This window comes from Moraxella porci DSM 25326, from assembly GCF_002014855.1.
GTDB classification, from domain to species: Bacteria; Pseudomonadota; Gammaproteobacteria; order Pseudomonadales; family Moraxellaceae; genus Moraxella; species Moraxella porci.
Map to the genome: position 1 here is coordinate 20572 of NZ_MUYV01000004.1, position 13038 is coordinate 33609.

The 13038-nt window shown below is 46.8% G+C and carries 13 protein-coding genes; 8 read left to right on the forward strand and 5 right to left on the reverse strand.

Translation table 11 applies throughout. The annotated features are described in order from the left end of the window. Nucleotides 1-148 precede the first annotated feature (148 nt). Nucleotides 149-1558, forward strand: a complete 1410-nt coding sequence (locus B0681_RS03960; protein ID WP_078317462.1) for a PepSY-associated TM helix domain-containing protein — start codon at nucleotides 149-151, stop codon at nucleotides 1556-1558. A gap of 136 nt (nucleotides 1559-1694) precedes the next feature. On the opposite strand, the gene B0681_RS03965 is transcribed toward B0681_RS03960, so the two are convergent. Next, nucleotides 1695-2357 carry an NAD(P)-dependent oxidoreductase gene (locus tag B0681_RS03965; RefSeq protein ID WP_078317463.1) on the reverse strand — a complete coding sequence of 221 codons (663 nt, stop codon included), beginning with the start codon at nucleotides 2355-2357 and terminating at the stop codon, nucleotides 1695-1697. A 159-nt stretch (nucleotides 2358-2516) separates the two neighbouring features. Between B0681_RS03965 and B0681_RS03970 the strand changes: the two genes are divergently transcribed. Both B0681_RS03970 and B0681_RS03975 read left to right on the forward strand, forming a co-directional pair. After that, nucleotides 2517-3209: a GNAT family N-acetyltransferase gene (locus tag B0681_RS03970; RefSeq protein ID WP_078317464.1), complete on the forward strand. Its 693-nt coding sequence runs from the start codon at nucleotides 2517-2519 to the stop codon at nucleotides 3207-3209. 21 nt (nucleotides 3210-3230) lie between these two features. Next, nucleotides 3231-3599, forward strand: coding sequence for a winged helix-turn-helix transcriptional regulator (locus B0681_RS03975; RefSeq protein ID WP_078317465.1), 369 nt, complete (start codon nucleotides 3231-3233; stop codon nucleotides 3597-3599). Between the two features lie 38 nt (nucleotides 3600-3637). Here the strand turns inward: B0681_RS03975 and B0681_RS03980 are convergent, their stop codons facing one another. Continuing rightward, nucleotides 3638-4252 carry a cation transporter gene (locus tag B0681_RS03980; RefSeq protein WP_078317466.1) on the reverse strand — a complete coding sequence of 205 codons (615 nt, stop codon included), beginning with the start codon at nucleotides 4250-4252 and terminating at the stop codon, nucleotides 3638-3640. An 88-nt stretch (nucleotides 4253-4340) separates the two neighbouring features. Here B0681_RS03980 and B0681_RS03985 point away from each other — a divergent pair, with 88 nt between their 5' ends. The 5 genes from B0681_RS03985 (at nucleotide 4341) to B0681_RS04005 (ending at nucleotide 9481) form a co-directional block, all read left to right on the forward strand. Next, nucleotides 4341-4739, forward strand: coding sequence for a MerR family DNA-binding protein (locus tag B0681_RS03985; RefSeq protein WP_228143854.1), 399 nt, complete (start codon nucleotides 4341-4343; stop codon nucleotides 4737-4739). A 492-nt stretch (nucleotides 4740-5231) separates the two neighbouring features. Then, nucleotides 5232-5507, forward strand: a complete 276-nt coding sequence (locus B0681_RS03990; RefSeq protein WP_114144948.1) for a GNAT family N-acetyltransferase — start codon at nucleotides 5232-5234, stop codon at nucleotides 5505-5507. Between the two features lie 34 nt (nucleotides 5508-5541). Beyond that, the gene (locus B0681_RS03995; protein ID WP_078317469.1) at nucleotides 5542-5829 is read left to right on the forward strand and encodes a 4a-hydroxytetrahydrobiopterin dehydratase; all 288 of its coding nucleotides are present in this window, start codon (nucleotides 5542-5544) and stop codon (nucleotides 5827-5829) included. Between the two features lie 139 nt (nucleotides 5830-5968). Then, nucleotides 5969-8194, forward strand: coding sequence for a DNA topoisomerase IV subunit A (gene parC, locus B0681_RS04000; protein ID WP_078317470.1), 2226 nt, complete (start codon nucleotides 5969-5971; stop codon nucleotides 8192-8194). A 246-nt stretch (nucleotides 8195-8440) separates the two neighbouring features. Then, nucleotides 8441-9481, forward strand: a complete 1041-nt coding sequence (locus tag B0681_RS04005; protein WP_322853467.1) for a 2,3-butanediol dehydrogenase — start codon at nucleotides 8441-8443, stop codon at nucleotides 9479-9481. Between the two features lie 88 nt (nucleotides 9482-9569). Here B0681_RS04005 and B0681_RS04010 read toward each other — a convergent pair whose 3' ends face one another. The 3 genes from B0681_RS04010 to B0681_RS04020 form a co-directional block, all read right to left on the reverse strand. After that, the gene (locus tag B0681_RS04010; RefSeq protein ID WP_114144949.1) at nucleotides 9570-11147 is read right to left on the reverse strand and encodes a subtype B tannase; all 1578 of its coding nucleotides are present in this window, start codon (nucleotides 11145-11147) and stop codon (nucleotides 9570-9572) included. Nucleotides 11148-11246: 99 nt separating this feature from the next. After that, nucleotides 11247-12053 (reverse strand): putative RNA methyltransferase, encoded by an 807-nt coding sequence (locus B0681_RS04015; protein ID WP_078317509.1) that lies wholly within the window; start codon nucleotides 12051-12053, stop codon nucleotides 11247-11249. 79 nt (nucleotides 12054-12132) lie between these two features. Next, the gene (locus B0681_RS04020; protein ID WP_078317471.1) at nucleotides 12133-12996 is read right to left on the reverse strand and encodes a DMT family transporter; all 864 of its coding nucleotides are present in this window, start codon (nucleotides 12994-12996) and stop codon (nucleotides 12133-12135) included. Nucleotides 12997-13038: the final 42 nt, after the last annotated feature.

A 13038-nucleotide genomic window follows, 5' to 3' on the forward strand; every position in this document is an offset into this window, starting at 1 on the left:
TGATATACTGCGCAGTTGGCAGATTATGGCACGGATATGGCCACGCATCATTGACCAATCACAGGGGCTTTGCCAAAGATTTGGGCGAGACGCCAGCCTGTCAAAAGCCGCTGTCCGACGATGTCTGGCCTTAAAAAGAGTTTGTATTATGAAAAAATCATCCGATCGCGGGCAAGAAAACAGTAGCTTGCGTTATTTTTTAATTTGGCGATGGCATTTTTATGCTGGCATCGTCATCGCGCCTTTTTTGATGATTTTGGCGATTACTGGGCTTGCGATGATTTTGTTTGCCAATATCCAAGGCAAAGATGGCGAGCGCATTCATGTACCAGTGCAGTCGGTGGTTCAACCGCTTTCACAGCAAGCCAAAGCCGCTTTGGATGTGGTGGACAAAGAACACGGCATGGTGCTGCAATACATCTCGCCGCGCGCAGCCGACATGGTGGCGGTGTTTCGCGTCAATGATGGCGCGGGCAAATCAACCATGGTGGCGATTGACCCTTACACCGCGCAAGTCGTCCAAACTTATCCGCGCAATCAAAACATGTATCATGTGATGGATGAAATCCACAGCGATTTATTACTGGGTAAAGTCGGCGATTATGTGCTGGAAACCACAGCCGCATTAACCGTATTGATGATTTTGACAGGGCTGTATTTGTGGTGGTGCTCGCGCAAGCGTCGAGTGACGCACATGTTGTTCACAGGTAAATTGGGCACAGGACGGTCGTGGTGGCGTGGTTTTCATGGCGTGTTTGGGGTGTATGTGTCGGCAATGCTACTGGTATTTTGCATTTCTGGCATGGCTTGGGCGGGCATTTGGGGCGAAAAAGTGGTACAAGCGTGGTCGCAATTTCCTGCTGGTAAATGGGGCGTTGCACCGAATCCAACCTCTACTTTACCCACGCATGGCGATTTAAATGACGGTAAAACCAAAGAAATTCCGTGGGTTTTAGAATTGACGCCCATGCCTGTTTCAGGCAGTACTTTGGGCGAAAAAGGGATCTCGTCCGATGTGCCGATGACGCTTGAAACGGTGGACAGATTTGTCCGCGAAAAAGGATTTGACGGTCGTTACCATATTTATTTCCCAAAAACAGACACCGGCGTATGGACAATCAACCAAGATTCCATGAGCTACGACAGCCCCAATCCAACCGCTGACCGCACCATGCACATTGACCGTTATAGTGGCAATGTGTTGGCGGATATTCGGTTTGAGGATTACAACTGGTTTGGCAAATTGATGGCGATAGGCACAGCCTTTCACATGGGAACGATGGGCTCATGGTCGGTGGCGTTGAATGTCGTATTTTGTTTGCTGGTGATTTATTTGTGTGTGAGCGGCTATGTGATGTGGTGGAGGCGCCGTCCGCGTGGTGTGGGTGTGTATCCGCCAGCGCAAGGGCGTGAATTGCCCAATTGGAAAGCGGCGATGATTGTATTATTGCTGGTGGCGTGTGTGTTTCCAACGGCTGCGGTGGCGATTATGGCGATGGCGCTCTTGGATTGGCTGTTGGTGTCGCGAGTGGCGGTATTGAAAAAGTGGCTAAAATAAACAGCCGATCTGATGAATACTGCCTTGTGCGTGATGATTCTGTGCTTGTGCGTCAAAAAAATGAGCTGACATCAATACCAGCTCATTTTTAACAATCAAAACAGCTTAGAGTGTGAATGGATGGTTGTAAGTTGCATCAAGATTTGCTCGCCGCCGTAAAACGCTTGTGTAAATGCGCTTGATTTTCCACATCATCACTGATAGCAATCGCCAAATCCGCGACGCTGATGCCTGCAGGGATATCGCCATTCATCAGCAAATTATCATCACCTAAACGATATTCGCCTGTACGCTCTTCGCTATAGTCACCTGTCACACCAAGCAATGCCGGCGGTGAAATAAACGCCCAATTCACATCACGGCGTTCTTGTAATTCTTTTAATAAATTGCGTGCTGAGTTTGCCCCATCAAAAATTTCTTTTGGAAAATCAGGTGTATCAATCAGCTGTACATTGGGCGCAACAAACAGACTGCCTGCACCGCCCACCACCAATAAATACGGCACAGCTGCTGTTTTGGCAGCCTCCGCGATGGCAGTTGCCCCACGGGTAAAATCCGCACCGATATTTGGGTTTGTCCAACCTGGATTAAAGGCACTGACCACCGCATCAAAGCCCTGTAATTGCTCTGCAAAATTCGGTGATAATACATCAGCATTAACAGCCGTTACATTGTCTGCCTGTACGACTTTTTCGACATTGCGTGCAAAAGCGGTAACTTGATGACCACGGCTTGCCAATTCTTTGACCACTGCCTGACCCACATAACCTGTCGCACCGATGACTGCAAATTTTTTCATAAAAATACTCCGATTGTCAAAAGTTAACATCTTGCAAAATTGCTTGATATGGCGTATTATAGATGAGTAAATTATTTTTAGTAAGTACTTACAAAAATGTAAGTATGAAAATAATTTTTAATTCATTGATTTTATTATATATTTTATGAAAGGATTATTATGCCACTCAACCATCTCAATCAACCCATCGGGGAAACATTGACGGATTATTCAGCAGGACAACAGCCCAATATTCAACAGCTAATCGGTCGTTATACCATTGTTGAACCTATCAGTTTTAAACATTTTGATGATGCCTACCGTGTTTATGGCGCAGAAAGCCCTGAAACACAATGGACTTATTTATCTATTGAAGCCTTTAAAAATCAAGCGGATTTTCGGGCTTATTTTGAAAAAATGACACAATCTCATGATCCTTATTATTTAGCGATTGTGGACAAAGCCTCAGGCAAAACTGTTGGAACATTTGCCTTGATGCGTATTGATACTGCCAATCGTGTCATAGAAATGGGTTGGGTGCTTTATGGCGATGAATTAAAGCAATCACGCTTGGCAACGGAAGCACAGTTTTTGGTCATGCAATATGTGTTTGAAGTTTTGCAATATCGCCGTTATGAATGGAAATGCGATAGCTTAAATGCACCTTCTAACCGTGCCGCAAGACGCTTAGGTTTTCATTTCGAAGGCACCTTTCGCCGAGCACAAGTGTATAAAAATCGCACGCGAGATACCAATTGGTATTCAATGATCAAAGAAGACTATCAAGCAATGAAACCCAAATTTGAACGCTGGTTACAACCTGAAAATTTTGATGAAAACGGGCAACAACGTACAGCATTAAATGATGAATAAAAAAAATCAAGGAGATAAAAAATGGAAAAGTTTTCAAATTCAATCGAGCGGGGCTATGTCTTGGCAGCCAGTTGTCCATCTCGGCAAATTCTACAGCATCTCACCAACCGTTGGGGCGTGTTGGTGATGATTGTGCTGATGAATGGCACGAAACGCTTTAGCGAAATTCGCCGTGAGATTGAAGGTGTCAGCGAACGAATGCTCACGCAAACTTTGCAACAACTAGAACACGATGGCATGGTACATCGCAAATCTTATAACACCGTACCGCCGCATGTGGAATACTCACTCACCGACTATGGCAAAATCGCTGGTGAAAAGCTTGCGGATTTGGTGGATTGGCTAGAAGAGAATTTGGGTGGGATTTTGGCGAGTCAAAATAATTGTTAAATGGCGATCACTTTGGATCGCCATTGAGGTTTATTGGATTAAGCAGTTTTTAGCTCGCCTAATGCTTGCTTGATGATGGCATAACTGGCGCTCAACGCCAATGCCGCCATGATAAACGCCACCACCAGATCAGGATATCTTGAACTGGTAAAATACACAGCAATCCCTGCACCGATCACGGCAACATTGCCGATAGCGTCATTGCGAGAGCATAGCCAGACGCTCGTCATATTGCTGTCACCATCACGAAAGCGGTATAGCAGCCACGCCGCTGTAACATTTGCCAATAACGCCAGCGCCCCCACAAGACTCATCTGGCTATGGCTTGGTACTTCACCATACCACAGCCGATACACCGTGGTCGCTAGGATAAACAGCCCGAACGCCCCCATCGTCGCTCCCTTGATGAGCGATGCCTTGGCACGATAAGATAACGCCATCGGTAGCACGATTAAGCTAATCGCATAATTAGCACTATCGCCAAAAAAGTCTAAGCTGTCGGACAATAGCGACACCGAGCCTGAACTGATGCCCGCTAAGATCTCAACGACGAACATCGCTGCATTAATCAGCAGGACAACCCATAAGGCTCTTTTGTAGGCTGGCGATAGTCGTTTGGCGGCTGTGTCGTGCGAACAAGAAGTGCAAGCCATGATGATCTCCCATGTAATTTCTCATCAATTCAGCTATACTATAAACCCTGTAGTCGCTACAGAGTCAAGGATAAACGAAGGAAAAATGATGAAAATTAGCGAACTTGCCAAATCAAGCGGCATCAATCTTGAGACCATCCGCTATTATGAACGGCTTGGGCTTATCACGCCTGCCAAGCGAGATGTCAATGGCTATCGATCATTTAATCAGGTGCAGTTAGATGAGCTGCATTTTATTAAGGCATGCCGTACCATTGGTTTTAGCCTTGATGAGATTCGTGAGCTGCTCGCCCTGCAGGCCAATCCCGATAATCCTTGTCAAATGGCTGATGCCCTTGCCAAAGCGCATCTGAATCAGATTGATCGGCAGATCGAGCAGTGCCAACAGATCAAAGCCTTACTTGAGCGCATGGTCAATTGTCATGCTCCTGATATTGATCATTGTCAGATCATTGAGGGTATCAAGAAGTTTGGGAATGAATTATAATTCCTCAATATCCAATGAACGTAAATATTGATACGTCCCATCATAAAAACACGGTTTGCGAGTATTATCTGTTTTACTGCCTTCAGGAATCCAAATCACCATACCTTGACGAGCACGCGTCAGTAGTACACGGTAGCATTTTGGATGTATTGTCTATCGTCCGCTTTATTGACATTTTGCCAAATCCCGAGTTAAGACCTGCTTCACCAGTATTAATTTTTTTAACCACCGCCAATCAGACATGCAATAACGCACCAGCCTGATGGCGATTCATCACATCAATCAAAACTCTGGCTCTGATCATATAATCAGCTGACAAAACCGCTGTTTTTTGCCAAAAAATCGGTGTAGCGTTTCTTTGCCTGTTTATGTTTTGAGATAAAGATCATACAAACCTCAAGAAATCAAAAAACTTGGCGATGCTTAAGCTCACCGCCCATTTACATAATTTAAAAACTGTATTATCATAAACCAACAACCAAACAAGGACGCATCATGAACATCACCCACAACACCACCGCCCAACGCTTTGAGACCACCATCGATGGCATCACCGCTTATCTAAGCTACCAAGTGGCTGGAGATGACACACTGATTTATGATCACACCATCGTCCCAAGTGCACTTGGCGGTCGGGGCATCGGCTCGGCATTGACCCAGTTTGCCCTAGATTATGCCGTCGAGCACGGCAAAAAAGTCGTGCCGACCTGTTCTTTTGTCGCCCATTACATAAATAAGCACACCCAATATCAATCTGTGCTAAAATAAACCACATTTTGATTGATTGAATTTAGGAAATACTATGAGCAGTCTAACTTCCGACCAAGTCGCCCTACAGCTGGATGGGCTACCAGGATGGTCTCGAGATGGCAACAGCCTGATTAAGACTTATACTTTTGAAGATTTTGCCACAGCGATGAGCTTTATGGTGCGTGTCTCGTTTTTTGCCCAAAGCCTTGAGCATTATCCTGTGTGGCAGCACGACTATAATGTCGTGAGCGTGCGTATCGGCGATCCTGAGCAGCATGCCGTGCACAGCCGTGATGTACAGCTTGCCAAGCGTATGGAAAGCTCATTACAAGCACTATAATCACCCACATCACCCAACAAAAGCAATGGCTGATCGGTCATTGCTTTTGTTGTATTTGCTTATAAATCAGTCAGCTTGGCATTGCCTAACCCTAGCAAAACTTGCTATCATAGCTGATTATTTTCTTTGATTGATGATTATGACCACGCACATCGACACCCGCTCGGTAAGTGACTTTACCGAATACGCCTATCTCAACTACGCCATGTATGTCATCATGGATCGCGCCCTACCGCACATCGCTGATGGACTCAAGCCTGTACAGCGACGCATCGTCTATGCCATGAGCGAGCTTGGACTCAAGCATACCGCCAAGCCCAAAAAAAGCGCTCGTACCGTCGGTGATGTGCTGGGCAAATACCACCCACATGGCGACATTGCGTGCTATGAAGCCATGGTACTGATGGCACAGCCCTTTAGCTATCGCTACCCGCTCATCAGCGGTCAAGGCAACTGGGGCAGCCCTGATGACCCAAAATCCTTTGCTGCCATGCGTTATACCGAAGCCAAGATGAGCCAGTATGCCAATACGCTATTGGCTGAACTTGAGCAAGGCACAGTCGATTGGCAAGATAACTTTGATGGCTCGCTCACCGAGCCTGTCACCTTGCCTGCTCGTCTGCCCAATATCTTATTAAACGGCACCACAGGCATCGCTGTCGGTATGGCGACCGACATCCCACCGCACAATCTGAACGAAGTTGTCAAAGCCTGTATTCGCCTGCTAAAGAACCCAGATTTGTCGGTCAAACAGCTTGCCCAAAGCATCCCTGCGCCTGATTTGCCGACCACCGCTGAGATCATCACCCCAAAAGATGAGCTCATCAATATGTACGAAACTGGTCGTGGTAGCTATAAGATGCGCGCCACTTATCACATTGATCCAAACCAAAAAAATCTTGTCGTCATCGATGCGCTGCCTTATCAAGTCTCTGGCAACAAAATCATCGAACAGATCGCCAAACTGATGAACGATAAGAAACTGCCTTGGGTCGTCGATGCCAATGATGAATCAGACAATACCAATCCTTGCCGTATCGTGATTGAGCTCAAAAAAGGCAAGCTTGATATTGATAAAATCATGAGCCATCTATTCGCCAATACCGATCTTGAGACCAGTTTTCGGGTCAATATGAACATGATCGGCGTCAATGGCAAGCCTGAAGTCAAAAACCTAAAAACCATCTTGTCTGAGTGGCTGTCTGTGCGTCGCAATGTGGTCATTCGCAGGCTCAATCACCGCTTGGATAAGATTGATAAACGACTGCACATCTTGGCAGGTCTTTTGATTGCTTACCTAAATATCGATGAAGTCATCCGCATCATCCGTGAAGAAGACGACCCCAAGCTTGAGCTGATGAATCGCTATGGACTATCGGACATTCAAGCAGATGCCATCTTGGATATCAAACTGCGTCAGCTTGCCAAGCTTGAAGAAATCGAGCTCAATGCTGAGCGTGATCGCCTAGAAGCTGAGCGCGCTGTGATCGCCGAACAGCTGGCCAATCCAGATGCACTCACCGCCTTACTCATCGATGAGCTGACCGCCGATGCCAAAGAGCATGGCGATGAACGCAGATCACCTGTGGTGGAGCGTAATGAAGCTACCAGCCTAAAAGCCACTGAGCTGATTAGTGCTGAGCCTGTGACCGTCGTTATCTCACAAGCAGGCTGGATTCGCCTTGCCAAAGGGCATGGCACCGATCCAAGCGAGATGAACTACCGTGCTGGCGACGGCTATCTGACCCACGCACTGGGCAAATCGACTGAACGCCTGATTTTATTGGACAATACAGGGCGTAGCTACGGACTAGATACCGTCAATCTGCCATCGGCTCGTGGTCAAGGCGATCCGATCACCAGCCTACTAAACCTAGCCAGTGGTAGTAAGATCGAACAGCTGCTATTTAACACCCCGCACAATATCATCATGGCAAGTAGCACAGGTTATGGCTTTGTTAATAGCATCAATAATCTCGACACCGCCCAAAAAGCTGGCAAAACCAGCATCAACCTAGGTGATGGCACGCTTCTGCCTGTTGCACTGATTGATGAAGCAGATACGCTTGTGGCGGTCAGTGTCTCCAATGGCAATCTGCTGATTTTCCCGCTTGATGATCTGCCGCAGCTTGCCAAGGGCAAGGGTAATAAACTGGTCAATCTCAAAGGTGATGAGACCATCACCGCCATCACAAGCCTATCGGCAGCTGACAGCCTAGTCATCAGTGCAGGCAAACGCACATTGACGCTAAAGCCCAATGACATCGCCAATTATACTGGCAAGCGTGCTGGTCGTGGTGCTGCGTTGCCCAAAGGCTTTGGCAAAGTGAATGCAATGACCAAGCTCATCAAAGATGCTGAATGAGGATGACAAGTAAGACAGACGGTGGTGTGATAGCCACCGTTTTTTTATTGATCAATCACTCATCGTTTATCAACTCACTCTCAGATAGATTATTAAGATAAAATAATCATACTGGTATTATGAATTATTCCATATCAGCATAAAAATAGTGCCAAATTTACCCTTGATAAACATCATCATCCACCCAACCTAAATAGTGCCGATCTTATTTTCGGTGTGTTTTAAATAAGTCAAAGGACAATTCCTATGAGTATGAAAGTCGCTCGCTGGTACGGTCAGCGTGATATCCGTGTTGAAACTGCCCCTATCCCTAGCCCAAAAGCCCATCAAGTCAAAATCGCCGTCAAATACACAGGCATTTGTGGTTCTGATTTGCACGAATATCTAGGTGGCCCAATCTTCATCCCCACCAAAGATAACCACCCTTATTCAGGTCAAAAAGCCCCCATCACCATGGGTCATGAATTTGCTGGTGAAATCGTGGAAGTCGGTAGCGATGTGACTGGCGTACAAGTGGGCGACCGTGTCACCGTTGAGCCAATCCTTGCCAAAAACGGCCTAACAGGCAAATACAATCTAGACGAAAACTTAGGCTTTGTCGGTCTAATGGCGGATGGTGGCTTTGCTGAATTTTGTGTGGTGGATGCCGAGCTTGTGCATAAGCTACCTGACAGCATTGACTATGAACAAGGTGCTTTGACCGAGCCTGCGGCCGTTGCCCTATATGCGGTGCGTCAAAGCAAGCTAAAAGCTGGTGATACTGCTGCCGTGTTTGGCTGTGGCCCGATTGGACTACTCACCATCGAAGCCTTGCGTGCAGCGGGTGCGACCGACATTTATGCCGTAGAATTATCCGCCGAACGCCAAGCCAAAGCCGCTGAGCTTGGTGCCATCATCATTGACCCTGCCAAAGTGGACGCCGTCGCCGAAATCAAACGCCTAACAAATGGCGGTGCGGATGTGTCGTTTGAAGTGACAGGCGTTGCCCCTGTGCTAAAACAATCCATCGAAGCCATCAAAAATGACGGTGAATGTGTGATTGTCAGCATCTGGGAAGGTGAAGCGTCTATCCACCCGAACGAAATCGTCATCAAAGAAAAAACCGTCAAAGGCATCATCGCTTATCGTGATGTCTTCCCTGCAGTGCTAAAACTGATGGAACAAGGCTACTTTAGCAAAGACAAGCTTGTGACCAAACGCATTAAGCTTGAAAATATCGTTGAAGAAGGCTTTGAGGCACTGGTCAAAGAAAAAAGCCAAGTTAAGATTTTGGTTGAGCCAAAATAAACCAACCAATCTTGCTTAAATTTACCAAAAAATCCCAAAGTATCAACACTTTGGGTTTTTTTATTTGGCTTATGGATTTTGGATTTGGTTATTGTTTGGCAACGCTATCCACCCAAGCAAATAACTCGTCCAAATCATAATCCCCACCATGACCTTTATCCCACGGCATCGCAAAATCGACATTTTTGCCCTGATTTTTAAGCTTAGTTGCCAAAATCACAGGAATGGCAAAGCCTGTATCGCTGTCTTTTGCCCCGTGACGGATACGCCAATGCAGGGCGGTGTTGGCAGTTTTGTCGTCCAGATACGCCATCGGATTCATCAGTTTCACCGTCTGAGCATCTGCCATTTTGGCATCAGTAGCGGTGCTGTGCTTGACGCCAAAGGCAGTAAAATGACGGTTGTCGGTGGCACCATCGCCAAACAGATTATTCTCGCCTGCGGACAAATCTAAGGCATCAAAAGCAGGTGGCGTTTTTGAGCGACCTGTATAAGCCTTCAAAAACTCACTATAATCAGCGATATAATACGGCTCGGCAGATTTTTTCTGCGCCAAAAAGGTGTAACTGCTCAAATCCACACCCTGTTTATGAGCGGTATTGACCGATTTATTCAGATAATACAGCACTTCATCTTTAAAGCTGCCATTGCCATCTTTATCCAAGGTCAAAAGCTTACCATCATGACCAGTCAGCTTTAGGCTATTGATATAGTTTGGGAAATCTTGCTTGAGTGCTTGGGCGATTTGTTGCTCACTGTCGGTCAATTGACCTGCAGTTAGCTCACGCTTGACATTATAATCAAGCATGGTGGCGGATATTTTTTTATAATCCACCACATCAGACAGTTGCCACTCATACGCCATATCAGCGTGCTCAAGATTGGTAATCGGACAGTAGCTTGACACCGCAAACACGCTGTCTGACGCCTTGGCAGCGCCGATGGCATCCAGATACGGCTCATAGTCTGCACTATCGCCCGTCGCCCCAAGCAGCGCCGTCATCGCTCCGCCTGCTGATGTGCCATTGATGATGATTTTACCCGCATCACCTGCCATCAGGCTGTCATTCGCCTTTAGATAACGTACCGCCGCTTTGAGATCCACAATACCTGCAGGGGCTTTGCCATAATACTGACCTTGTTCGTTTTTTAGCGAGCGACCCCTTGCCCCTGCTGACGCAACAATCAGCCCACGATGAAGCGCCTGTGCAACGCTGTTTGGCTTGCCATCACGCCCCACACCCACCGTCATGGGTTTGGCAGGCATATAGCCACCCACCGCATTGGGCATAAAAATCGGTGCCGTGCTTGCCGTGTAGCCATTGATGGACTGATTTTCAAAGTAGCTTTCGGGAATATAAATGTTCATGGACTGATAAGTGCTGTCCACGGGATTGGCAACATAGACGATGTTTTCATAGGCACGCACTTTGATGGTTTGGTCACCCACCGTCACATCAAGGGTTTTGTAATTATTCACATCAAACTGCAATGGCTTGGCAGTTTTTGACTGGGTGGCTGTTATGCTTGGCAATTTACCATCAATGACACTAATATTAATAGGATTCTCATTGATGTGCGTAATGGTCGATGCAATGGTAGAACATCCTGCCAAGGCAATACTGGCAGCCAACGCGGTGATGCCAAATAACTGTGGTGTTTTCATAAAAATATACTCAAAATAAGAATAATTCTTATTCTAACACGCTCATTGATCAGCCCACACCGCTTTGTGTTATTTTTTGTAAATAATCAGATAAATTTATTAGCATCTCTTAAATATATACACACAAAATTCGCCACGCACATCAAGCGTATCGAAGCGTTCAAGCTCAGCTCGTTTGTCAGCTTTTGCCTTGTAGGCATAAGGTGTCATGGCAATCAGATGCTTAAGCATGGGATTGTCCAAGCTAAACTCGCTGATTATCAAATGCTCATCCACAAGCTCAAATTCAGGCGACAGACTTGCGATGAACTTCTTTGGCTCATGCGGTATCACTTGACCAAATAATGCTTCACGCATGGCATACAGATGGTTGGGTGCAGGGGTTGCTACGATCAGATGACCCGTTGGCTGTAGCACTCTTAGCATCTCATCTTTTGGTAGCGGGCTAAATAGGCTCGTGCAGACATCGATACTGCCATCTGCCACAGGGAGTATCGCACCTGTGCCGACCACCCAAGTGATGTTAGTGCTGGTTTTATACGCTTTGGCGGCGGCTTGCACAGCAGATTTGGCGATATCCACGCCGATGACAGTTTGTGCTACTTGCCCAAGCGCTTCGGTATAGTAGCCCTCACCGCAGCCGATATCAAGCACCGTGCTTGCCGATAAGCGACTGATAATCTGCTGTACGCCTGTCTTGAGCGGCTGATAAAACCCTTGTGATAAAAACGCACGGCGCGCCGCCACTGACTCAGGCGTATCACCAGGGTTTTTACTCTTTTTGTGCTGGACGACATGCAGATTGACATAGCCTTCTTTGGCGATATCAAAGCTGTGATTGGATGGACAGCGGTAGCTTTTTTGGGTGAGTGTCAAAGACTGTTGGCAGATTGGACAGGTGAGCATGATGTGTTTTGAGTCATTGTCAATGGATTGGCTATTGTAGCATAGCTGACTGATTTTGTGGGATTGACGGTGTTGGTGTTTATTTTTTGCCTGCCAAAATGCCACTAGCAATCACAAGCCCAATCCCCGCCATCGCCATCATCGGTAGCATCTCATCAAAGGCAACGACCCCGTACAAGGTGGATAGCACAACGGTCAGATATGCCAAAGCAGACACCATGAATTTACGCCCGACCTTATAAGCATGAGTCATTGCCAACTGACCAAACATCGCCGACAGCCCAATGCCCAATAAATACGGCACCATCTCCACGCTGATCATCGTCCAGCCCTTGATGGTACTGATAATGAAAGTCACCACGCTTGCCAATGCCGAAAAATAAAACACAATCCGCCACGACGGCTCACCAAGTAGCGACAGCTCTCGTACCTGTAGATAGGCATAGCCTGCCACCGCACCACTGCCCAAGCCCACCAAAGTCGGTAGCCATCCATGTCCCAAGATACTCGGCTGCAAAATCAAACCAATACCCACCAAGCCTAGCATCAAAGCAAACCAAGTCAGCCCTGATGGATATTGCTTCAAAATCAGCACCGAAAACAGTGCCAAAAATAGACTGGAAGTATAATTAAAAGTAATCGCCGTCGCCAAAGGCAGATGCACCAAGCCAAAAAAGAACATCACAAGACCAAGCGTACCTGCCAACGATCGCCAAAAATGTGCTTTGGGATAAGCGGTGGCAAAGCTTTGTTTGGCGATACACGCCTGCACGCCCAGTACAATCGTAGCAAAAATCACTCGCCAAAACACCAGTTCGTACTCGTGCATGGCAAATCGACCGCCTGCTGCCTTGACCAAAATGCCCATCGTACAAAAACATACCGCAGCGGCCACCATCCATAGCGAGCCAAGAAATGAGCCTGTGTCTGTGTATGATTTCATCGATGACCACCTTTTTTATAATAAAAATGGGACGCATCACGC